We start from the raw sequence: 22762 nt of genomic DNA, 5'->3' as shown, positions 1-22762 counted from the left end.
AATTTTTCTAAAGTAATCATTACTGGATCATATATTTTTTTAGCTTCATAACGATTAACAAGGTTCTATTGATCTAACTTATTTTTAAACCATGATAACGCACTTTCATAATCTTCTTGTGTATTTACTTCCTTCAAAGATACTATACATGCTTCTAAAGGCATAAATCGATTCAACAAATCATATTCATGACGTTCAGTCTCAAATTCAAGTAACTTATCTCTGCTTATTTTGGTAATTCCAGACCATTGAAAATCACCTTCTGATTCATATTTTTCCAAATGTACTACTTGTCCATTAATCACATCTGCAAATATTGGTTCATTCGAAGCATTTTGAGCAACAGCAATACATTCATTTTCATATTGTAAAAAATATTGAAAATCTTTTTCATTGAGAATAACATCACCATCTAATGTAATAACTATATCCCTCGCACATTTTAATGCTCTTCTTAAACTTTCTATTGTTCCAGTAGTTTTATAATCATAATTAAATACAAACATAATATCTTTACGATATGATTGCACTGTTTTTATCACTCGTTCATAATCAAAACCAACTACTATTCTAATATCATCATATTGATTTAACTGCTCCAATAATCGTATGATGAGTGGTTTTCCCTCTATATCAATTAATGCTTTTGTCGTTCCTATTCCCAACCTTGTTCCCATTCCGGCACAACATATAATCACCGTTGTATTTTTAGGACTGAATCTATTATCCATTTTTCCTCCCTCATAATAAATCCCATAAAAATTCTGCGCATCTTCGATCATCATAAAACGCAAAATTAATATTTCTAAACAATGACGGTGCAATTTCTCTAACTCCACCAAATCCTATTGCAACCTCCGATAATCTCGCCATGCCAGAATCATTATCTCCATCTCCAATCGCAACCATTGGCTGTACAAATTGTTTGACAATCAGTTCTTTATCAGCAACACTTATAACCTTTGAAATACGATTGTTTACCACTTCTGCTTTGGAACAATAACAATGATTTTCCATTCCAATTTTTTTCATTAATCCGCTAATCCAAATATCTAAATTTCCTGTAACAACATAACATCTTTCTCTATTTTCTTTTATAAACTCTACAATATTGGAATTCAGTGGAATATCAGAAACTATATCATTAACTTCGCTAACCGGAATATCACTTAATATCTCTACTCTTCTTAAAAAAGAAGTGCGAAAAGGAATTTCACCACGCATTGTTGCTTCTGTTAAATTTCTCATTTCTGCATTTCTATTAATTTTTTGTGCAATCGTTGGTAACACTTCTTCCTTGGTAATTGTTGAATCCATATCAAACAAAAATATATACTCTGACATCAATCTCTTCTCCCTTGTAACACATGCACGAAATCATTTTATAAATTTAGCAATTTAGCCAATCGCTCTGAAGAATGTCCATCATGATATTTATAAATATAATCTCTTACTTTTATTCTTTTTTCTTTATATTTATCATTGTGATTCACTACATCCATAATAAAATTTTTGAATTGTTCAAAATCATATATTTCATGTCCTGCAATAAGCTGATGAATATCTTCAACTACAAATCCGGAAATATATTCATTTACGTCATCCAACACATAACCTATAGGACGATTTAATTGCAAATATTCATATGCTGCCCCAGAATAATCACTTATCAAAGCATAATTATCCTTTACTTCTGAGGCATTTACTTAACTCACAATTTAAGAAGTTTATTTTAAAAAGAATATTTTTACACATCGACAGTCATGTTAATTCTTGCATTTTATCACGTATACTCAGAAGTCTTTAGGGTATCGAATCAAAATCAAACAAAAATATAAGCTGACATGTACATTTTCTCTCCCTACAATCGAATCGTCCTTCTTTCATTCCACATCAATATAAGCTTTAAATAAATGGTGAGAAACACGCTTTTCTATCGGTGGCAGTTCCATATAATTTTTGTAAAAGCAGGTCAGCCACTGATCCCATCCTGCAGGTGCTTTATATTTTTTCCCCTCAAACTCTACCTCAACAAAGGAATCAAATATTTCTTTCGGCGCTTTTATTTTAGTAGCAGCTAGAAAATTCCCTACCCAGCTAGTATCTTGCGTGCTATATTTTTTTGAATTTCTGACAATTTCTCTGCAAATAAAACAAGGAGACACTTTGCCACATATTGCTTTTATTGAATTTTTTACAAATCCCACTTTGCCAGCATTCCTTAATTTTGTTTTATACAGCAAAAAATGATAGATTTTATTATAAAAATCTCGTTTTCGGTACATCTGCTCCACCAATTTATCGTCTTCTGGTGCATTATCGTACACAAAAATATCAATATTGATAGACAACTTCACTCCTTGCTCATTTGGCTCATATAGAACCGTATGGGTATCCAACACCTTTCCAAATGGATATGGAAAATTTATATCGTTTTCCACAGAAAACACCTGATACTGTTTGTTGAACTTATTAAACATCGCCAAAAACCGGTCATAGTCTGGGCGCAACATTCCAATATCAATGTCGTCATCCCACGGAATATATCCCCCATGTCTTATAGCCCCAAGTAACGTTCCTGAATCAAGCCAATAATTGATATTATTTTCTCTGCAAAAAGCATCTACGACATCTAAAATTGCAATCTGTCTATCTTTTAACTCATCCAATAAAATTTCTCTCATATATTTTCTCCATTCAAGATTATACTTCTTAGAATATGAAAAGTTGCTCATCTACATGACTTAACCTTAGACTTTAATACCCTCAGTGGCATTAAAACTTCCTTACGATAGAATCCAATCAGCATTATAAACAATACTATTTGAATCATATACATTATGCAACCACTCGGAATCAGCAACAATAAAACAGCCTGAATAACTAACAATATGTATGATGCTATGTCTCTCTTCAAATATAGTTTTGCCTGCAAATACTTTCTCATATAGCACAATCTAATTCCCCAAACAACAATATAGGAGATTGCAGTTGAGACAGCAGCACCAATTGCTCCGACCATAGATACTAAAACAATATTCAAAATAATATTGACTACTGCACCAATTGTAGTCGATTGCGCTAACATCTTTGCTTCTTTTAACGCTGAAAAGATTCCTCCTATATACCCCGCAGTAGCACCAAACACGATAGAAATCAATAAGAATGGTACATATTCCCACGCATTATAAAAATCCTTTGCATACAGAATTCTCGCAAAGAACTTATCACTCAAGATCAAAAAACTGCAAGCAAGTACCATCAGACAATTAAAGCCATTATACATATTCGAAAAAAATCCATCTTTATCTTCTGGATCAAACTCTTTGACAGCCGACAGCGTCCACGCTTGCGTAAAAATTGATTGCAAAATATTCAATATTGAGGGAATCTTATATGCAACTGAATAAATTCCGTTTGCAGCAGTTCCACATAACCACATTACCACATAGCGATCCGATGCATTTGTAATCCACCAAGCCACCGTATTTGCAATCAAAGGACAGCTATATTTAAGCATGCTACCTTCCGTATCTTTATTAATCCCCCGAAATCTGAGATATCTCCATGTTTGGGTAACTCTTGTCAGATAGAGCACCTGCGACAGATTACCCAGAATGCTGGAGAGAAAATAGCCCATCAATCCCAACCTAAAGAAAACCAAAAATAAAATGTTCAATCCAATAAAAACAATCGAACCAAGTACACTTGCAATAGATATTTCTGTGATTTTTTCGCATCCTCTCGCAAACGCTGTCATGATACCTACAAGTGCCTGAAAAATATACATCAGAACAAACACCAACAAATAATCATTGAAAATTTGGAACAAATTGGCTACATAATTTACCGCTGAAAATACTAGTAATATAACCAACCCTTTTCCAAATATATCCAAGCTAATGGATATAATATCCTTTTTCTCATAATTTTTGTCTAACGAAAAACGAATCGTAGCATCTTGAATATTCATAGTCAAAATCGGAACTAACAAGTAAACCGTTGTGGCAAACAAATCATAGGTTCCGTATTCCTCCGTTGTTAATATACTTGTATAAAGTGGAACCAAAAAGAAACTTAGCAATTTTGTTGCAAAGTTACTAAGTGCCAAAACACCGATGTTTTTCGCCAAATACTTGTAATTACCCATTTTTATCCTTTCTTTTTTACCACTCGATTACTTCGGTTCACATATCCTCTTTACCACTGATTCTATTTTCGCAATTCCTTTTTGGGACAATAGGCTTACACAGATTGATCCAAATAATGTCACAAATACCATTGACACATAGGCTAAATAGCCTCTCCCCAAAATATATAGGATATGCATTTTTTCCAAAATCCGATATACAAACATATGACACAGATAAATTTCCAACGAGATTCCAGAAATAAATGTTACCCATTTATTATTTAATACAATACTTTCAACGCTTATCGCATAAATGATCCATAAACTAAAAACAATCAGGCAAACAAATGGCTCCACCAAACCGGATATCTGTGGCCAAGCGTAAAAACTTGCAATAGTCATCAACAATATAACCAACAAATAGCCGTATCTGTACTTTTTGACGTACACCATAAATTCGTTTCTGTAAAGATAAATCAGACCACCCGCACAAAAAAACACCGAACAAAACAGGAAGTTAGTATGGCTCTGATACCCTTCCACAACATGACTACTATCAAGAAAATAAAGTTGTTCACTCAAATTGTAAAAAACACACACTGCAAATGTCAGCCAAGCATTTTTTTTGCTTCTCATCCAAAAACAATAAAATGGAAAAATCATATAAAATAAAAATACTATTCCCAAAAACCAGCCCACTCCAAGTACAGAAATGCTTGCATTCGGTAATAAGGCATATACAAGAGTAATATCTGCAATTCCTTCAATGACTGAATTTAAACTAAGATTCATCATGCAATCCATAAAAACTAACAATGCAAAAAACGGTAATATCTTTTTATATCTTTTTTTATAAAATTCTACAATTGAAATAGACTGATGAAGAATTCTTTCATAATATCCACAACACAAAGAAAAACCGCTAATAATCATAAATAAATAGATTAACCATTTCAGTAGATCTACTTTAGTAGAAACTATACTTGCTATGCCGGTATATTCCGAATTTTCCAATACATGCATTGCTAAAATTGCAATTGCTGCATATGCCCTCATCCCATTAAGTGAGTCATATTTTTTTCCCATAGTTATTCACCAATTCTCTGTAGATTTCATTCATCGCACAGACTCTCTTCGACCAAGTATAATGTTTTTTGATTTTCCAAAAAGCTTTTTCTCCCATAGCTTGTCTCATTGAATCATTTTCAATCAATTTCCTTAATGCTGTTGCTAAATCTACTATCACTTGTTCTTTCGAACAAACATTTACCAGAATTCCGCAGTCATTCTGAACAATGTCTTTTACGCCATTTTGATTCAATGCAATAATAGGCAGTTTATTTGCCATAGCCTCAAACACGGCTGTTCCGGTTGTCTCTCTTAACGACGGCAAGCAATATACATCCGCCTTCTTATATTGTTCCTGCATCTCCGCAAATGGAATATTGCCATGAAAAAAGACCCGATTCTCCAACTTATACGCTCGAACCTTATTTTTTAAAAATTGTTTCTGATCTCCTTCGCCATAGATATCTACAATATATGGTCTACTTGTCTCTATGTGATTCACTGAATCTAGTAAAAGCTCAATTCCCTTTCGATAGATTAATCTGCCCGATACCAGTATATGTATCTCTTTTAAATTGTCATGAAGAAGTTTTTCTCTTTCTCTCAAGTAATCATCATTTATACCCAACTCTGTCAGTCGATATACCTTATCCTGATCAGCATACTTAACCTTCTTCCTAATTACTTCTTCAGTTTCTGCATTTGAGCAATAAATCAAATCTGCGTGTGATAATGCCTTTTTATAATTCGGTAGCATAATTAAGAGTTTATTCATCCAGGCTCGAAATTTTTCGTTCTTCTCATGGCCCTTGATATAGTCAATTAAACACTTTGGTGTCTCTTGCGCTCCACCTACCGGACCAAAAATAAAGGGGATATTCAATTTCCAAAGATATCCTGGAAAACGAAAATCTGCGATTGAAATAACATGGGCTACATCGAACTGTTTCGTTGCATGGAGTTTTTTTGCCTCTTTATATGCAGCCTTTTGCCACATATAATATTGTCCTACCACTGCCAGTTGCTTATTAAATTTATATACAATTTTTCCAAATAACTCTGAACTTGGTAAGTAAATAAAATGAATATTTTTATAGCCTTCTATCTTATTTTCGGCGCAATACTTCTCAATATAAGGCTTATGATCGATTCGAAGCAACACATAAACATCATTGGTCTTGGCCATATTACTCACCCAGGACCAACCAACATAAGGGTCTGAACCAAACATCGGATTACATTCAAATGCCGACAATAGTACTCTCATGAAAACCTCCTTATCACCTTCTTTTACTTTGTCTTTAGCGACACATGTACCCCCATCCTTTTTCCTGCCACTTTCGATAGGTCACCGCTAACCAGCGCCAATAAAAAGAAGAAGTATGAGTTAAAGCTAATCTCACCGAATGAACAAAAAAAGAAACCTATTAAAAAGATTGCTGCCAACTGATTCTCAATGTTATTAAAGTAGCCATATCCATTGTTCCAAAAAGCATAAATTGTGTAAACAAAAGGAATCAATCCAATCAGACCTGTTTGAGTAATTACATCCAAAATACCATTTTGAGCATTCAGATATCCTAAGGTTGTATTCTGCATTACGATTGTATTATCATATCCTGCCCCAAGCCAAATATCTGTTCTCATAATTTTTAGAAAAGTATTATAGATTTCAACACGACCAGTCATCATACCGGAACGATGCAATACATTTACAACAAAATATTGAATCATCGGATTGTTAAAAAGAACATTTGAAAATATCATTACTGCGGTAATCCCTAATACAATTGTAATTAGCATCCACGGCTTAATTCTTACAACAATTCTTCTTCCAAGAATCAGGAGTACTGTTACACATATGCATGCAATACCAGTTGAACACCTTATCCTTGTGCACATAAATATCCCGACAGCAAAAGGCAAAGCAAATGCTATGATATTTCGTTTACGTCTCTTTATTGAATACAAACACAGCCATATATAATACATATAGAAGGTGATAAATTTTCCGCCAAACCAATACGTTGCGCCTTGCCACCCATAGGAGAACAATCCATTTGGTGCCAGAATAACCGTTGCCAAATTGAAAAAGGAAAAAATAGTAAATATTCTATATATCATAAGAAATACTTTTTCACTCTGATATGAGAACATATATAATACAATTAAAAAAATTGTAAGAATCCCAAGCAGATAAACAGCAGCACGAAATACTTTCATTAAATCCTTTGTATAATTGATTGTAACCAGTAGTAAGATTATTCCCCACACCATAAATCCAATGACAGGTGCCTTAATCAATTTCAAGCTCTTTTTCGCACATAAAAAAATAGTCACGCTATAAATAAAAAACTGTACCAAATACATCGCGCGTACAATCTGCGCCGCCTTACCGCTCGCATAAATCAATCCATTTGGCAAAAAGGTCACAAAAATAGATAATGAGAAAAATATCTGAATATATGTAACCTTCAATTTAATTTGCTTCATCTACATATACACCTTTCCAATTTACAATCAATTCGTTTGTATACGCCATCAAGCGTTCCTCGAATACGCGTGTAGTAAACTTGCTGGTATACAGATTTCGCGCATGTTCTCCCATTGCTTTGTCATCTCTAGCACTCCATGCCGATATCATTTTTTTGCACAACGCATTCACATCCGATTCAAGATAAGAATAACCATCATATTCATCTTTTACCATGTAGTACTGCCCTGAACCAGAACTGATAATCACATTTTTCCCGAACATAAAACATTCTGTAACAACTACCGGCAACGGATCGTCGATTGAGCAACAGATCAGTGCATTGATTTGCCGATACAATGCAGGGATTTCGCTTCGTTCCACTCGAGGAATGTAATCGATTTCCGGATACTGTTTCACAACGCGCAAAAATTCTATATAATATGGATCCTTCTCATCCAAAGGAGTACCTACCAACATCAGTTTGCTAGCAGCTCTAATTTTCTTCGGCAACAGATTATAAGCTTGAATGGCAAACAGCTGATTTTTCCGGCTACATATAGCTCCCATTACCAAAAATGTATAGATATTTTTACCATTCATCTGTGCAATGGGTTCTTCATTTTCTGCCAAATCATCCAGTCCATAGTAAAGCATCCGCGTTTTATACTGGATACCGTTTTTTGCCAATGCCATGGTTGTTCTGTCACTCACTGCCAAAACCATTGTACTCGCTGCAACATGAGTGGGCATTTCGGCTGCGATTGGATCAATGTAGGAATCACCTTCATGAAGCCACCAAATTGTCGGAAAATTATTTTTTTCAAATAACTCGACCCATTTGTACATTACGGCCGTATTAACAAATGCAAATTGAAACTTGCAACTCAACACCAATTTTGAAAGCATCTTCCATCCTCTTGGCACAATCCAAACTTCAATTTTTTGATCTCTGCAAACTTTAATCAAGTCTCCATAAAATTCCGTATATAGTATCACCTTATACCCATTCTTTTGGTAAACTTTTGCCGCTTCCAGAAGCACCAGCGGTGCTCCTCCATATCCCATTCCATTTGTTACTAGTATACAAGCTTTCACTTTTTTTTTGCATTTGAATCCTACGATCAAGACTAAGGAGTAGATTGCCACAATAATGTCTCTTGCGAACTTTATGCTTTCTTTTACCGCGTGCATTTTATTCTTCCCATTCTCTGTTTGTAATCAAAGCGTTTTTAATCGCCTCAAGATACCCATACTGATACTTCTCATCTGGTTCCAAATATCCGCATTCTGCCCATTCATTCCATGCAGTTATAAAGAGCATATCTGAATGATAAACCTCTCTGGCTCGCTTTACCTGCTTCGTCATATACTTTTCAAACTTTTCTGGTGTTGCTCCATCATATATCTTGGCCTCATTGCCTCTTCGAGGCGAGTTATCAAAACCAACAAAGGCACCTGGAACATTTTTCTCGCTTTCAGGCTTTCTTTTCAAAATTGCTTCCCACGCCTTATCATAACTGAGCGGCTTATTTTTATTAAAGAAATTCTCACCATAGTGCAGTAAGTCAATACCAAAATGTTTACCCACCCAATTCGAAACATTTCTGCGAATCGCTTTCAGATATTTATGCTGATTTGCAAACATATCTCTATATGCGTATAGTGGCTCAAATTCAATATTCAAATCAAATCGACTATCATCTTTATCTTTTGCCAAATCAAAATCTATATTCTGATATGCAAAGCAAAAGCCATTTTCGAAACCATTTTCTTTTGCAAGCTTATTCCAGTAATCCAGCATTTCGTTCAAGCAACCAACAATTTCCGGTCTGTATAAAACAAACAAGGGTCTTCCATCCACGGTGATATAACGTTCATCCTTAAAGAACGGTAGCAAGTAATCAAAATGCTCCCTCCATTCTTTTTCTCTGCCATAATTTTGTGGAATTAATACTTTTTTTGCGTCTCCAACCCAGGCCTTTGTCCAAGGTTCATTTGCCCAACAAACACAAAAAGGTAAATCAATTTCCTTATTAGCTAGCATCTGTTCCATTGGCTTTTCCAGCAGCATATGACCGCTAAACCAGTAATGGTAGTAACAAAAACCATATATGCCATATTTTTTTGCAAGATCCACCTGCCATTTTTTTACATTATCATCCAGGAGATTATAATAATTTTCATTTAGTGGTACACGGGGCTGGTAGTGTCCTTCGTATAATGGCTTCGATTTTTTTACATTGACCCATTCAGTGAATCCATCGCCCCACCATTCATCATTTTCAGGAATATTATGGAACTGTGGCAGATAAAATGCGATAACTTTCATAATTTTATATCCTCCGTTTTTATTTCCATCGATTAATTTTTTTATAAACTATTGGCATTATTGGCCTAGCAAACATATACATGAGTAAAGCTATTTTCATTTTTTTCCGAATGCACGGATCCTGCATAACCAGTTTACAATTAATTTTTAGAAGCTGCTCACTATTCTGAATTTCAGAATCAAACATTCCATTGCGTGGCGCATTCATATAGATTCGAAAGGCTGCTGCAGTTTGATAAGAACGTGCTGCCTTCTGCAGTTTTTCACTTCGGTTTGACAGATATTCCGTTAACTGCTGACAAATTATCAAAATATCACAGTCTCTCTTTGAAAACTTTTTTGTAGTAATACTTCCTTCGCGGTGCATATATCCATAAAGCTTTGCATTACCGTAAACGATTATTTTTGCTTTATCAAAAATCTTATACATTACAGCACTATCTTCAAACAGCATTCCTTTTGGGAATTCGATTTCCTCGAAATAGTCTTTTTTGTACAATTTCCCCCAAGCCGCAACCAAAAAAGATTTCTGATACAACATTTCTACGATTGCATCTTCTGCCTTATAAACGCGCTTAAAAGTTTCCTGCTCAAAAACAATTTTCTCATTCGGATAACAATGTACTGGATTACAAATTGCAATGTCCCCATCATTCTCTTCTAGAATGTTGTATAAATACTCTACATAATCCGAACTCACCACATCGTCGCTATCAATAAACGTGATATATTCTCCTTCTGCCTGTATAATTCCTTTGTTTCTTGCGTCAGATAGACCTCCGTTCTTTTTATGGATAACCTTTATACGTTCATCCTGTCCCATGTAATGATCACACATTTTTCCACTGCAATCAGTCGACCCATCATCCACCAAAATAACTTCTATATTGCTATATGTTTGTTTTAAGATACTCTCCACACAAGTACCAAGATATTTTTCCACATTGTATACTGGGACAACTATACTAATTAGTTCGTTCATCTTTGTATGCTTCCTTATATAATCTTTTTAATTCCTGGCAAATACTTCATAATTGTAACCATCATGTAAGAAAGTGCCAGATTCACGATAACGAGAATCATTCCTCCCATTGCGAAACTCACAGTAAATGGATTAAACTTGAACAGCTTATATGCTAAATTAATTATGACCATGTGGATCAGGTAGATTCCAAACGACTTCTCCCCAATTTCTGACAACACTTGGTCCAACTTATTCTCTATATTCATAGAATTAAACAGCACAAACAATCCGATTGATTGTATCACAACTAGCACTGAATCATATCCAAACAATGAGCTGAGTGGCACACCAAATCCCTCCCAAAGCACAGTAGTAAAGATTAGTATCCCAGATGAAACCATTACAAGCGCAATATTAATTTTTTTGTCATACTTAAACATTCCACGATTCCATGCTGCACCCATAAGAAGCCAGAACGGATAGATTGTATTGATATGACAATAAAACCCTAGATTGATTTCCAAAAGTTTCAACAACCTAAAAATCGATTCAAATAAAAATAAAATCGCAAGAATATATTTCAGTTGCTCATCAGACGCATAATCCGCAAAAATCTTATACATTGGCAACAACACATAGAGTCCAAGAAGACAATATATATACCACATATGTGCCCAAGTATTTCCTGTTAACACATTATATGCAACTTGTAATATCTGTCTGAGTTCCAGTATTCTAGAGTCAAAAAACAATTCCATCCAAGAAAAAGCACCCCCAAAAATAAGCAATACAAGCAGCATACGGAGGATATACTTCCTGTATAGCTTTTTTAAAGGTACTTTTCGATTCGAATCAAGCAATAAAGATCCTGTCATCATCAAAAAACAAGGCACAGCCCACCACATCATATTCATCACACATCGGTACAAAATCTTTTCCGCAACCAATGCTCCTTCACCAAATTGCAAAAGAGCCGAATACATTGTATGAATCGTAATGACTGCCAGAACCGAAAATGCTCTAATATGCTCAAAGTGCTTATTCTTTTTTATCTCCATTCCTTTTTGCATCGTTTGCTCCAACCTTTAAAAATAGAAATTTTCCAATTCTGCTCTAGTTGAATTCCAGAACGGTTCCTTGAAATTCACCCTTTTTTCAACAAGATCATCCACATATCCAATCACTCTCGCAGGATTTCCCCCAACAATTGTTCCGGAAGGAACGCGTTTCGTAACAACAGCTGCGCCGGCAATAATTGTATTATCCTCAATTACTACTCCTGGCATTATTGTTGTTCCCCCCCACGCACACATTGTTTCCGATCGTTATCGTTTGAAAATGTGTACGAAATGTTCCCTTATCTTTGTATTGTGGAGATGCTGAAAACATCTGTCCAAAAATGTCATGGGTAACAAACGAAACATTTGCCGCAATTCGAACATTATTTCCAATCGAAATCAAACATGCATCCGCAGGCAAATAAGTCGGTTCAAAATAACAATTGTCTCCCATCGCATGAAATACTCGATGTTTCTTCAAATACTCAGCTCGCCAATGTCCGTCTTTTTTTCTGTAAATCGTTTTGAATAAAATTTTATGTATCGCATTAGCTTTTCTTTCTTCAGTCAACGTGTTTTTTCCGTCATTTATTATCATAAGCAAATTCCTTTCTATCCATTTACTTTGCATTTATTAAAAACACATCTTCATACTGTCCGCAGATTTTGTCCCACGTATACTCTTCTGCCACACGCTTTTTGGCCTTTTTCCCCATCTCTGCAATTTCATCTGCAGTCATCAGGTCAGCCTTATCAATCAGCTTAGCCAGATTTCCATTCATACGACTCCAGTATAAAGCGCAATCTTCTGCTACTTCTCTATTAAACCCAACATCAACCAGCAAATTCAAATCCGTACTACCAAGTGCTTCAATCAGCGATGGATTTGTGCCTCCAACGGTATGACCATGAAAATATGCATAAGCATTTTCTCGAATCTTCTTGAGCAATTCCTGATCATAAACAGTACCAACAAATTTGATTCTTTTATCGCTTTTAAAATGCAATTTTTCTTCCAATTCGTTCAGAAACTTAGCATTTACATTTGTGATGATAGCAAAGTCCTTTTGGCTCTTACTCTTCATAAACTCTCGAATCATAACTTCAAAAGAGTTTTCCGGTACGAAGCGACCAACAACAAGATAATATCCCTTCTTCGTCAGTCCTTTTTCCTTATACCAGTTCATCAGTTTTTCATCGTCATCTGGCAGCTTACTGAGTGCTAAATCTGCACCATAAGCGATAAACGTAGTTTTCGGATTTCTTCCTTTAATCCCTTTCCCGTCATAGCACTCATGGATATACTTTTCGATATTCACAGAGTCACAGATAGCTAGGTCACAGTATTTGACCATCATCTGCTCCGAAATCTTCCAGTATTTTCGAATCGGCGCAGACCACTTTGCTCTCATCCACTCGTGTCCATCCGGATTCAGGTACACAGTGCCTCCCAGCTTATGGATTTCTCTGTAGAAATGACCTGCAAAAGGTCCGATACGACAAGCCATTATGTAGACAATTGGATGCGGAATATGATTCTTTTTAATATGCTCACAACAAGCCTTTAGTGCTTCCACATCATAATAAATTGCCTGTGCAGGTCCAATCTGAGGAATATCAATTTTGAAGCAATGAGCATTGTGCAATTCAAATTCGTGGTCATTAATCTTTGTCACACCCTCAAATTTGTTCTCGTCCATGCAGCCATCACCATTGGCTTTACAGGCAACATGATATTTAATATTCTCTTTGCTCTGGTGGTACTCTGTGAGCTTATAGACAAACGTCTCATATCCTCCATACGCTCCGAGGCTTTTGGCGCCAACCAGATACACATGCTGTACTTCTTTTTTTGAATCCATTCCTCTATTCCATCCTCATTTTTTTGTTTTTATCGCAACAATTTCTTTTCCCCAAACACTTTTTCCTGTTACCTTTTTGTCTGGTATTGCTACATTATAATATAACTTATCTATTTTTTAATTAAAAGCAATCACATCGACCCGTCTTTCTTCGCCACCACCATCACCGTCTTCAAAAGAATCTTAATATCCAACCCAATATCCCAATTTTCAATATATTCCTTATCCAGTCTCACAACCTCTTCGAAGTCCGTGATATCGCTTCGCCCACTGACTTGCCACATACCGGTGATTCCCGGCTTGATTGCAAGTCTCGCTTTATGTCGCGGTTCATACAAATTCGTCTCCGAAATCAACGGCGGTCTCGTCCCTACAATGGACATATCCCCCTTGAGCACATTAAAAAACTGCGGAAACTCATCCAGACTCGTCCTTCTAATAAAATCTCCCACCCCGGTCTTATGCGACCCATCCGGCAGCACCTTATTTCCGATCACTCTGGGGTCGAAGTCCATCTTGAACATTTTGCCATCGCCCAGTTTGTTCTCTTTCATAAGCTCGGCTTTCCGCGCTTCCGCATCCATATACATGCTGCGGAATTTGTACATTTTGAATTTCTTTCCGTTCTTTCCTACACGTTCCTGGGAGAAGAAAATCGGGCCTGGGGATGCCAGGTAGATGGCAGGGCCAACAAAGATGGTAATGATTCCTGTGAAAATACAGCCAACCAGTCCGCCGCAGATATCCATCAGGCGCTTCAGGAAAAGCTGTCCGAAGGATGCATAGTTCAGACTTGTGGTCAGAACTGTATAGCTTCCAACTTTTTCCACAAACTGTCTTTTACCAGTCTGGTTGGTGATTTTTGCAAGGTTCAGATGAACGGTTACGCCGGTTTCGGTGAGCTTGTCGACAAGCCCATCCGGGTATGGCAGATCTTCGGAGATGACAATCAGCACCTCGTCAATCCACTCCTGGCAGACGTACATAGGCACGTCACTTTCGCCTGCCACAACAGGAACGCCACAGATTTTCTCACCGGTACATTCCTCATCGATCACAACCACTCCGGCAAGGGAATATCTGGCATAATTGTTTTCCTGCATGCTGTGCACTACGTTCTCTGCTACCGCTTTGGAGGTGATGATCAGCAGCTTCTTGTCGCCGCCGTTTTCCATTTTTTTATGTAAGGAATTTTTCCAGATTTCTCTTATGGCATAGGTAAGGATCATGTAGATCACAATTGTGGTAATCAGGATCATTCTGGAAAAGCTCTGGCCTTCCTGGATTATGAACAGGTAAGCGATTGCAAGAGCGCCTACTATCACAGCATTTTTCAAGGTGGAGACAAATTCCTTATAGTGACCTCTTTTCAGAACGCTTTTCATGGTGCCGGAGGTGAAGATCACCACCAGGTCTGCAAATCCAAGGAATATTGCCATATTTCGATACAATATATCTCCATACACATTGAATCCGTACCCGCGAAATGCATATGCCAAAATAAATGCCAGCTGCAGACAGATCATATCCAGAGCAATAAAATCCGCATGTTTTAACCAGCCCTCTGAGTCCTTCCGATACATATTTTCCTTTTCCCTCCCAAGTACTTTTCTTCCGTTCAGCTTATCTAGAACCTGTTTTGGTAAATACAGTTGACAGAATCCTTCCAGTCTCTAAAATGCAATGGCAAAATCCATTTTATATCTATAACTTATCTAAATTTATATTTTCCCGCCAACGCTTCCCGGTTATATTTTTTCTCAGGCATATTCAAGTCACATCACTTCTGATCTGTAACCACCGTTTATGCGTCAGCGGTATTATTTATTTTTTTCCAATTTCGACAAATTTCACCATTCCAGTCTTCTTAATAAAATACCACCCTGCCATATTAGTGTCAACCCCCCCCCAGGTTTCTTTCTGGCTTTTCCGGCAAAGTTTGGTAATTTTATCCACTTAACCCGATTTTCCCACTGGTTTTTTCCACTACTTTTTCATAAAGTGTTTGATAAACAAATACATGAGAATCACCAGCGCCCCAAAGTACCCCAGCACTCCAAAAGCCGGAATTCCCATTATCTTCGGTGTCATATCTGTGGTACAGATAATACTGGAGCTGATCAGAAGTGCCATTACCCAAAGACCAAGCACGATGTTCCGGATCAGGCGGCGCATCAGCCACGCCAGGTCATCGGAGGCGTGAAGATCCAGGTTGATCTTGGTCTGGCCTTTCATACAGCCCTGCAGGAAATCTGCTGCCAGCGCAGGGATATCCACAGCGCGGAGCATGGAGCGATACAGCTTTTTCCCGGTGCCCTTCATCTGCTTCTTCCATTTTTCCTTCTCCAGAAGGTTTCCCTTCAAACGGGCTGCTGCAATCTGCACCATATTAATCTCCGGGCTGATATCTGCCAGTACCCCTTCCATATGCGTCAGTCCTCTTGCAAGCATGGTAAGGCCATGGGGCATGACGATCTTGTTCTCCTTCATTACGTCCATCAGATCTGTAAGGATTTCTACGATATCGATTTCGCCAAAATCTGCGGTGCCGTATTTCGCCATAAGGTCTCGGATGTCTGTGTAAAGACGGCTCTGGTTAGGTTTCCCCTTGAATTCTCCAAGTGCCAGCACTGCATCCTGGATTTTTCCAATGTCATTCAGTGCCACTCCTTCGATAGCCTGACCGATCAGCTCGCGGTCACGTTCATTCAGCCGTCCCATCATTCCCATGTCGATCCACACGATCTTGCCGCCCTGGATCATCACATTTCCAGGATGGGGATCTGCGTGGAAAAAGCCGTCGTCCATAACCTGCTTGATAAAATTATCTACAAATTTGCTGCCGATCTCATCAAGGTCGTAGCCGCCTGCAAGAAGCTCTTCCTTATGGTCGATTGGAATACCATCAATGTATTCCATAACAAGGACGCTGGCCGTGGTATATTCCCTGTAAAGAATGGGCGTTTTTACAAATGCCATATTTTTATTTTTCCTGGAAAATTCTTCCATGTTGGCCGCTTCCGTCAGGAAATTCATCTCTTCCTGGGTGACACGCCACAGCTCTTCCAGCACAAGATTCAGATCTACCGCTTCCTTGATGCTTACAGGGGGAAGGAGCTTTACCGCCTTTTTCATCAGGCCGATATCCCGGGCCATGATTTCGTAGATGCCCTTTCGCTGAACCTTTATCACAACTTCTTCGCCGGTTTTCAGGACGGCGCGGTGTACCTGGGCGATAGAGGCTGAGCCAAGGGGCTTCTCCTGGATTTCCTGAAATTCTTCCTGCCAGGGACAGCCAAATGCTTCCCGGAGGACTTCTTCAACTTCTGCAAATGGCATGGGGTCTACATCAGAGCAAAGCTTCATCAGCTCGTCGCAGTAGCGCTTGGGCAAAATGTCGGAGCGCATGGACATGATCTGTCCCAGCTTGATGAAGGTGGGGCCGAGATCTGTGAGAATGAGGCGGAGCTTCTCCGGGGAGACGCCTCGGGTGATGGCATGCTTGTGGAGAACGGCTGTAATTTCTTTTAGCCTTTCTTTATACGTGCCGGTGTCTTTGCCATTTGACTTCTTACCAGCTGTGTTGCTTTTCTCATTTTTATCCTGTTGGTTTTCCACTTCCAGATTCTTTCTTTGTGCCTGGTCTGCTTCTGACTTCATCGTACTGTCATTCTTTGTCACGCCCATGTCTGTTCCCCTTACTGAAAAGGCAGGATTCGGGTACTCTTTCTCCTCATCCTGCCTTCATAAATTTCTTTATTTTGTTCTGCAATGCCGTTCAGGATTTCCTGCTGCACTTCTTAAACAAGGCAATACTATTTCTTTTTCGGAAAATGTTATTGCTTATTCCTGAGGGTCGTCCTCGTATTCTTCTTTGGCTTCCTCCACTTCTTCTGCCTCTTCCTCTTCTTCGGCAGTCTCCTCTGCGTCCACGTCTTTTGCCTGCATCTTGCTGATCTGCTCTTTCAGGGCGGCCAGCTGATCCGGAGTCATTTTGCCAAGGACTTCCTTCAGCTCGTCCGGGTTGGATGGCTTCAGAGTTACGTTTACGTTCTTCTTCACGCTCTCTTTGATATTGTGCTTCAGTTCCTGATTGAGGACCTTGCCCTGTTCTACAGTGAGCTCACCTTTCTTTACCAGTTCATCCAGAACTTCTTTGGATTTCTCTGCGGTCACTGCTGCAGTGCCGATTCCTGCAAGTAATATTTTTTTGATGCCTTCTCCAAGTTCCATAGTGTGTGCTCCTTTCTTATTTACAGCTATATCTGCCAACTCCCTGTGGGATTTTCGTTTTCAGCAGATCGGACTTCTCATAAAAGTCCAAGAAATACCAGCCCTTTAGGTACGAAAATGATCAGTCCGGCGATGGCGGCCATGATGGCGGCGATCAGGACGGCGCCTGCTGCGGTGTCCTTGGCGATCTTCGCCAGGGGCTTGTACTCGCTGGTCACCAGATCCACCACGGATTCTACGGCGGTGTTCACCAACTCCAGTGCCATCACCAGTCCGAAAAGGCCAAGACAGATGCACCATTCCACTGGGGAAAGCTTCAGGATGATGCCTGCGATCACTACCAGGACTGCCATGATACAGTGGATCTTCATGTTCCGTTCCTTGCGGATGCAGGTGAAAATTCCTTCAAATGCGTATCCGAAACTTTTCGTAATTGGTGGTTTCTTTGGTGCTGTCATTTCGTACCCTTCCTGTCTGTTGGTTTGGGAGTAGTATAGCATATTTTGTGAGAAATTACTATAAATTTAGATAATTTTTACAATTTTCTCATTATTGCTGTACGAATTGCAAAAAGGGCAAGCTGCAAAACAGGCCTGCCCTTACATACATTTTCTAAATATCCAGTTTACTAAAATCAATCACCAGGTTCTCATAGATTCCTGCTTTTACTGAATCCTGCAGTGTATATTGTTCCGTATCTCCTTTTTCAAAATTATATACAAATATCTGATTCTTAGCCGCATCTATGATCCAGTATTCTCTTACACCTGCTGTTCTGTATTTAAAAAGCTTCGTATAATAGTCCATTCGTTTACTTGCAGGAGAAACAATCTCAATAATCCAGTCTGGTGCACCATTGCAGCCTTGATCATCCAGTTTATCCGGGTCGCAAATCACTGAAATGTCTGGCTCTACATAAGTACTAGTCGTGTCATCCAGATATACTGCAAATGGAGCAGCATAGACTTCGCATTTCCCCTTATGAGAACGGATGTACTCAAGAATTCTGGCTGACAGTTCCATGGATATTTTCTGGTGTGTTCTGTTAGGTGGTGCCGTATAGTATATATGTCCATCAATAAGCTCCGCTCTCTCCCCTTCTGGAAGAGCATATATATCATCTATTGTATAAACTTTTTCTTCGAGTAATGGCATGTAATCAGTCCTTTTCGATGATTTCTATTACTTCTAAGTATATCGAAAGAACTCCTTCAAATCAACCATTTGAAAATGAATTTCCATTGAAATAAATCAAAAAGCAGTTTATAACTTTATATCTTTCTGCCGTTCTTTTAGCTTCTTCATAACCGTAGGATACCGCTTATAATCTGTATGTGGCAATGCTTGGGCTGCTACCATTAGTTCCAGGAAGTCTTCTACTTCAGCGAACTGGATGTAGACCATTTCTTCCAGAATCTGGTCGATGTCAATGAGAAGGCTCCGGTTCAGAAGCAGCTTCTGGGCTCCTTCCAGTGAGGAGTTTCCAGCGTTGATAATATGGTCGCGATCCATGTCGGGATACATGCCGATGGTGATGGCAGACTCTTTGGATACGTGTTTGCCAAAGGCTCCTGCCACGTAGAAGCGGTCAGCCTGGTCTAAGTCAAGACCGGATTCACGGAGCATGATCTCCACCATGGTGTGAGCGGCGGATTTGGTGCGGATGAATTCGTCAATGTCTTTCTGGTAGAAGTACAGACCTGGGGCATATTCCACACAGAGCTGGTTGTCTCTCTCCTGGATAAGAGGGCTTTTTTCCGGGGAAAGCTTGCCGCGGATGTCGATCCAGCCTTCTAGGAAAAGCTCTGCGATCAGGTCTATGATGCCGGAACCGCAGATTCCCCGAGGTTCTTCCCCCGATGAATTCTCCTCATGATTACCTGAATTTTTCTCATGGCTTCCTGAGTCTTCCTTATGGCTTCCAATCACATGCACATAAATATTTCCATCCCTTATCTTCACTTCATCTACTGCTCCTATGTCCGCCCGCATTCCGGTACGCACTACTCCTCCCTCCAGCGCTGGTCCTGCTGCGCCTGCACCGCATAGAAGAAATTCTTTATTTCCAATCACCAGCTCGCCGTTGGTTCCGATATCGAAGAAAACACTGATCTCGTTTTTCTTGTATAATTCAGTGTCAATCATGCCGCTGATAATATCGCCGCCAAGGTAGTTTGACTTGGCAGGGTAACAATAAACGTAGCCTTTCAGCGGAATATCCAGATCGCGCGCCAATTGAAAGCCGGGGCAGTCGGCATGAACTGCGTGTGGGGTGTAGAAGACGCAGAAGGCATCCATTCCAAGAAGGAAGTGAATCATGGTGGTGTTGCCCGCGATTACCATGGAGAGCGCGGAGTGGCTTGCATCCAACTTATCCATGCATTCACAAATGGATTCCACCGTAGCCCGCCGCACTTCTTCCAGCTTTTCCTTATTATCTTTACAGTAAAAAATCCTGGACAGAATATCTGTCCCCCACTGGATCTGCTTATTGAAGCAGCTGACTTCCTTCAAAATCTCTCCACTGTTGCAGTCCAGAAGTCTCGCCACCACAGTGGTACTTCCCAGATCCACCGCCAGCCCATAATGCTGCGCGGTGGTATCTCCTTCCTCTATCTCCACCATTTCCCAGTTTTCCCCATTCCAGGCAAGGGAAACCGTTATTTTCCACTTTGCGTTGTCCAGCAAGGGGTATAACTCCCGCAAAATGTGGACAGGTATATGAACACGCTCTTCCACACCTGCTGCCATCAGGCTATCCAGGATTCGTTGCTGATCTGAGCGGGGATCGTCTTCGGTTGGGAGGGGGAGTTCGAGATATTGTTTTTGGCTGAGTCCATTCATCGTTTTTCAGCTCCTTATTTTTTACTCGTTTTGAGTGTATTTATATATTCTATTTCTTATTTGGATATTTTTTATTGACGTAATTCGAATTATTCTATATAATAAATATATGTATTTCAAATTTAATATATTTTCCCGAGCAGTTGGGGGACGTGCTCTCACCCATCCGAGTTTTATGGAGGAGGTGATACTTATGTCAACCTATGAAGAATTTATGGTTATTTTAACCGCAGGTATTTTACTTGTTTCTATTCTGGAATTCGCCATACATAAGAAATAGCCGTCCTAACCCTCGGAAAGTTGCGGAACGGCTATCTCAATAGTCAACACCCAATATAACAGGATCAGGTAGAGAGCATCTACCTTCCAGCTGTTCTGGTGAGTATATTATATCTATTCTATATGATTTTGTCAATCAATAATAGAAAATGGAGGGATTTTTATCATGACTTTTGGAAAAAGACTTATGCAGCTGCGTAAAGAACATGGTTATCGCAATCGCGACACTTTCGCTGCCGAGCTTGGCATTCCTGCCAACACTTTGCGTAATTACGAAATGGACATTCGGGAACCAGGCTTTCCATTCCTTATAAAGATGTCGCAGCTTTTTCATGTCTCTACAGATTACCTGTTAGGGTTAACAGAAGAAAGAGCGACTACAGCTGTCAATGTTCAATCCATCTCCGAACAGCAGCTTATCGAGAAATATCGTCTTCTCGACTGCACTGGAAAAGAACTTGTAGATTACACAATTGCCATTGAATTAAAGCGAACCACCTTATTGGAAAATCAAAAAAACCGCATTCTCCATTATGAGCAGGCGTTTAATTTCTTAAAACAGTCATAATCGTTTTATGCATTTTCTATATACTTCTATAGCCAGCAGTGGACTATCTCTGCATTTTCTCTGGCTATAATTTTCCAAGTGTGCCGTCAGTCTTCATATTATCTGACCACTGATCTTCTTTTATAAGATAGTCTTTTATTCTTTTATTTGAAGATAACTGCTGTAATTCAAAAAACTCCCCACCGATCATTCAGTGGGAAGTTTCTCAATTCCAGTAATCTTTATTTCGCAACAAAGTTTACAATCTTATTCGGTACATAAATCTCTTTCACAAGAGTCTTTCCTTCCAGGAAGGAAGCCACTCTCTCATCCTTCTTCGCCAGCTCAAGAGCTTCCTCTTTCGCACAGCCGTTCGGGATTACGATGGTTCCACGAACCTTACCGTTGACCTGGACACCGATTTCTATGGAGTCCTCTACAGTCTTACTCTCTTCATATTCCGGCCACTGGGAAAGGGAAAGTAAGCCTTCTCCGCCGATGGTCTCCCAGATTTCCTCGCAAAGATGAGGTGCAAACGGGCAAAGGAGCTTGATGAAGATTACAAGGTCATCCTTGCTGATCTTACCAACAGCATAAATCTCGTTGATGAGAGTCATCAGGCAGGCAATTGCAGTGTTGAACTTCATAGCCTCGATATCGGAAGATACCTTCTTGATTGCCTTATGGATCTTAACCTCCATATCCTTGGCTGCCGGCTCCTCTGTCATGATATCGGTCAGTCCTGCAACTCTCTCAAGGAAACGCTTGCAGCCTCTTACGGAGCTGTCGTTCCACGGAGCAGCTGCGCCGTAGTCACCCATGAAGAGAACGTAGGTACGAAGTGCATCTGCACCATACTCATTTACAATGTCAAGCGGGTCAACAACGTTGCCCTTGGATTTACTCATCTTGTCGCCGTCTGAACCAAGGATCATACCCTGTGCAGAACGTTTCGCATATGGCTCCGGAG

Annotated in this window: 23 protein-coding genes; 1 reads left to right on the top strand and 22 read right to left on the bottom strand. The window is 39.2% G+C overall.

The window, feature by feature from the left end:
- Nucleotides 1–65: 65 nt before the first annotated feature.
- The 21 genes from AB5170_RS16385 to AB5170_RS16285 all read right to left on the bottom strand — a co-directional run bounded on the left by AB5170_RS16385 (nt 66) and on the right by AB5170_RS16285 (nt 20966).
- Entirely contained in the window at nt 66–731 is a 666-nt protein-coding gene (locus tag AB5170_RS16385) for an NTP transferase domain-containing protein (protein WP_173717030.1), read from the bottom strand.
- 10 nt (nt 732–741) lie between these two features.
- Nucleotides 742–1344, bottom strand: a complete 603-nt coding sequence (locus tag AB5170_RS16380) for an HAD-IB family phosphatase (protein ID WP_173717031.1) — start codon at nt 1342–1344, stop codon at nt 742–744.
- A gap of 38 nt (nt 1345–1382) precedes the next feature.
- Nucleotides 1383–1673, bottom strand: coding sequence for a CDP-glycerol glycerophosphotransferase family protein (locus AB5170_RS16375; protein ID WP_173717032.1), 291 nt, complete (start codon nt 1671–1673; stop codon nt 1383–1385).
- Between the two features lie 210 nt (nt 1674–1883).
- Entirely contained in the window at nt 1884–2684 is an 801-nt protein-coding gene (locus AB5170_RS16370) for a phosphorylcholine transferase LicD (protein WP_173717033.1), read from the bottom strand.
- A 47-nt stretch (nt 2685–2731) separates the two neighbouring features.
- Nucleotides 2732–4150 carry an oligosaccharide flippase family protein gene (locus tag AB5170_RS16365; RefSeq protein WP_173717034.1) on the bottom strand — a complete coding sequence of 473 codons (1419 nt, stop codon included), beginning with the start codon at nt 4148–4150 and terminating at the stop codon, nt 2732–2734.
- 27 nt (nt 4151–4177) lie between these two features.
- Entirely contained in the window at nt 4178–5218 is a 1041-nt protein-coding gene (locus tag AB5170_RS16360; protein WP_173717035.1) for an acyltransferase, read from the bottom strand.
- Entirely contained in the window at nt 5202–6467 is a 1266-nt protein-coding gene (locus AB5170_RS16355; protein ID WP_173717036.1) for a glycosyltransferase family 4 protein, read from the bottom strand. Before AB5170_RS16355 ends, AB5170_RS16360 begins: the two co-directional genes overlap by 17 nt.
- Nucleotides 6468–6490: 23 nt before the next feature.
- Nucleotides 6491–7693, bottom strand: coding sequence for an O-antigen ligase (locus AB5170_RS16350; RefSeq protein ID WP_173717037.1), 1203 nt, complete (start codon nt 7691–7693; stop codon nt 6491–6493).
- Nucleotides 7680–8867 carry a glycosyltransferase family 4 protein gene (locus tag AB5170_RS16345; RefSeq protein WP_173717038.1) on the bottom strand — a complete coding sequence of 396 codons (1188 nt, stop codon included), beginning with the start codon at nt 8865–8867 and terminating at the stop codon, nt 7680–7682. Before AB5170_RS16345 ends, AB5170_RS16350 begins: the two co-directional genes overlap by 14 nt.
- A 1-nt stretch (nt 8868) precedes the next feature.
- Nucleotides 8869–10005, bottom strand: a complete 1137-nt coding sequence (locus AB5170_RS16340) for a glycoside hydrolase family 99-like domain-containing protein (RefSeq protein ID WP_173717039.1) — start codon at nt 10003–10005, stop codon at nt 8869–8871.
- Nucleotides 10006–10024: 19 nt separating this feature from the next.
- A complete protein-coding gene (locus tag AB5170_RS16335; protein WP_173717040.1) occupies nt 10025–10987 on the bottom strand; it encodes a glycosyltransferase family 2 protein in 963 nt (320 codons plus the stop codon).
- Nucleotides 10988–11001: 14 nt separating this feature from the next.
- Nucleotides 11002–12039 carry an acyltransferase gene (locus AB5170_RS16330; protein WP_173717041.1) on the bottom strand — a complete coding sequence of 346 codons (1038 nt, stop codon included), beginning with the start codon at nt 12037–12039 and terminating at the stop codon, nt 11002–11004.
- A gap of 15 nt (nt 12040–12054) precedes the next feature.
- A complete protein-coding gene (locus tag AB5170_RS16325) occupies nt 12055–12255 on the bottom strand; it encodes a hypothetical protein (RefSeq protein WP_173717042.1) in 201 nt (66 codons plus the stop codon).
- Nucleotides 12236–12625 carry a hypothetical protein gene (locus AB5170_RS16320; protein ID WP_173717043.1) on the bottom strand — a complete coding sequence of 130 codons (390 nt, stop codon included), beginning with the start codon at nt 12623–12625 and terminating at the stop codon, nt 12236–12238. Before AB5170_RS16320 ends, AB5170_RS16325 begins: the two co-directional genes overlap by 20 nt.
- Before the next feature lie 22 nt (nt 12626–12647).
- Nucleotides 12648–13889: a beta 1-4 rhamnosyltransferase Cps2T gene (gene cps2T / locus AB5170_RS16315; RefSeq protein WP_173717044.1), complete on the bottom strand. Its 1242-nt coding sequence runs from the start codon at nt 13887–13889 to the stop codon at nt 12648–12650.
- Nucleotides 13890–14020: 131 nt separating this feature from the next.
- The gene (locus AB5170_RS16310) at nt 14021–15472 is read right to left on the bottom strand and encodes a sugar transferase (RefSeq protein ID WP_368361931.1); all 1452 of its coding nucleotides are present in this window, start codon (nt 15470–15472) and stop codon (nt 14021–14023) included.
- Between the two features lie 403 nt (nt 15473–15875).
- Nucleotides 15876–17576 (bottom strand): AarF/ABC1/UbiB kinase family protein, encoded by a 1701-nt coding sequence (locus tag AB5170_RS16305; RefSeq protein WP_226841025.1) that lies wholly within the window; start codon nt 17574–17576, stop codon nt 15876–15878.
- Between the two features lie 156 nt (nt 17577–17732).
- On the bottom strand, nt 17733–18122 hold the full coding sequence (locus AB5170_RS16300) for a phasin family protein (protein WP_148463236.1): 390 nt from the start codon (nt 18120–18122) through the stop codon (nt 17733–17735).
- Nucleotides 18123–18199: 77 nt separating this feature from the next.
- On the bottom strand, nt 18200–18580 hold the full coding sequence (locus AB5170_RS16295; RefSeq protein WP_148463237.1) for a diacylglycerol kinase family protein: 381 nt from the start codon (nt 18578–18580) through the stop codon (nt 18200–18202).
- Between the two features lie 154 nt (nt 18581–18734).
- On the bottom strand, nt 18735–19277 hold the full coding sequence (locus AB5170_RS16290; protein ID WP_173717046.1) for a Uma2 family endonuclease: 543 nt from the start codon (nt 19275–19277) through the stop codon (nt 18735–18737).
- A gap of 108 nt (nt 19278–19385) precedes the next feature.
- Nucleotides 19386–20966 (bottom strand): ASKHA domain-containing protein, encoded by a 1581-nt coding sequence (locus AB5170_RS16285; RefSeq protein ID WP_173717047.1) that lies wholly within the window; start codon nt 20964–20966, stop codon nt 19386–19388.
- A gap of 445 nt (nt 20967–21411) precedes the next feature.
- On the opposite strand from AB5170_RS16285, the gene AB5170_RS16280 reads away from it, so the two are divergent.
- Nucleotides 21412–21813, top strand: a complete 402-nt coding sequence (locus AB5170_RS16280; RefSeq protein ID WP_173717048.1) for a helix-turn-helix domain-containing protein — start codon at nt 21412–21414, stop codon at nt 21811–21813.
- A 221-nt stretch (nt 21814–22034) separates the two neighbouring features.
- On the opposite strand, the gene AB5170_RS16275 is transcribed toward AB5170_RS16280, so the two are convergent.
- Nucleotides 22035–22762: class I tRNA ligase family protein (locus tag AB5170_RS16275; protein WP_368365105.1), on the bottom strand; the 728-nt coding region annotated here is incomplete at its 5' end.

It is taken from the genome of Ruminococcus sp. RTP21484sp1_RTP21281st1_A8_RTP21281_210402, from assembly GCF_040914025.1.
Lineage (GTDB): Bacteria > Bacillota > Clostridia > Lachnospirales > Lachnospiraceae > Blautia_A > Blautia_A faecis.
This window is presented reverse-complemented; position numbering and strand designations above follow the sequence as displayed.

Coding starts and splice junctions, on each gene's coding strand:
- AB5170_RS16385 (WP_173717030.1), bottom strand. CDS start 731: ATGGATAATAGATTCAGTCCTAAAAATACAACGGTGATTATATGTTGT.
- AB5170_RS16380 (WP_173717031.1), bottom strand. CDS start 1,344: ATGTCAGAGTATATATTTTTGTTTGATATGGATTCAACAATTACCAAG.
- AB5170_RS16370 (WP_173717033.1), bottom strand. CDS start 2,684: ATGAGAGAAATTTTATTGGATGAGTTAAAAGATAGACAGATTGCAATT.
- AB5170_RS16365 (WP_173717034.1), bottom strand. CDS start 4,150: ATGGGTAATTACAAGTATTTGGCGAAAAACATCGGTGTTTTGGCACTT.
- AB5170_RS16360 (WP_173717035.1), bottom strand. CDS start 5,218: ATGGGAAAAAAATATGACTCACTTAATGGGATGAGGGCATATGCAGCA.
- AB5170_RS16355 (WP_173717036.1), bottom strand. CDS start 6,467: ATGAGAGTACTATTGTCGGCATTTGAATGTAATCCGATGTTTGGTTCA.
- AB5170_RS16350 (WP_173717037.1), bottom strand. CDS start 7,693: ATGAAGCAAATTAAATTGAAGGTTACATATATTCAGATATTTTTCTCA.
- AB5170_RS16345 (WP_173717038.1), bottom strand. CDS start 8,867: ATGCACGCGGTAAAAGAAAGCATAAAGTTCGCAAGAGACATTATTGTG.
- AB5170_RS16340 (WP_173717039.1), bottom strand. CDS start 10,005: ATGAAAGTTATCGCATTTTATCTGCCACAGTTCCATAATATTCCTGAA.
- AB5170_RS16335 (WP_173717040.1), bottom strand. CDS start 10,987: ATGAACGAACTAATTAGTATAGTTGTCCCAGTATACAATGTGGAAAAA.
- AB5170_RS16330 (WP_173717041.1), bottom strand. CDS start 12,039: ATGCAAAAAGGAATGGAGATAAAAAAGAATAAGCACTTTGAGCATATT.
- AB5170_RS16325 (WP_173717042.1), bottom strand. CDS start 12,255: ATGCCAGGAGTAGTAATTGAGGATAATACAATTATTGCCGGCGCAGCT.
- AB5170_RS16320 (WP_173717043.1), bottom strand. CDS start 12,625: ATGATAATAAATGACGGAAAAAACACGTTGACTGAAGAAAGAAAAGCT.
- cps2T (WP_173717044.1), bottom strand. CDS start 13,889: ATGGATTCAAAAAAAGAAGTACAGCATGTGTATCTGGTTGGCGCCAAA.
- AB5170_RS16310 (WP_368361931.1), bottom strand. CDS start 15,472: ATGTATCGGAAGGACTCAGAGGGCTGGTTAAAACATGCGGATTTTATT.
- AB5170_RS16305 (WP_226841025.1), bottom strand. CDS start 17,576: ATGGGCGTGACAAAGAATGACAGTACGATGAAGTCAGAAGCAGACCAG.
- AB5170_RS16300 (WP_148463236.1), bottom strand. CDS start 18,122: ATGGAACTTGGAGAAGGCATCAAAAAAATATTACTTGCAGGAATCGGC.
- AB5170_RS16295 (WP_148463237.1), bottom strand. CDS start 18,580: ATGACAGCACCAAAGAAACCACCAATTACGAAAAGTTTCGGATACGCA.
- AB5170_RS16290 (WP_173717046.1), bottom strand. CDS start 19,277: ATGCCATTACTCGAAGAAAAAGTTTATACAATAGATGATATATATGCT.
- AB5170_RS16285 (WP_173717047.1), bottom strand. CDS start 20,966: ATGAATGGACTCAGCCAAAAACAATATCTCGAACTCCCCCTCCCAACC.
- AB5170_RS16280 (WP_173717048.1), top strand. CDS start 21,412: ATGACTTTTGGAAAAAGACTTATGCAGCTGCGTAAAGAACATGGTTAT.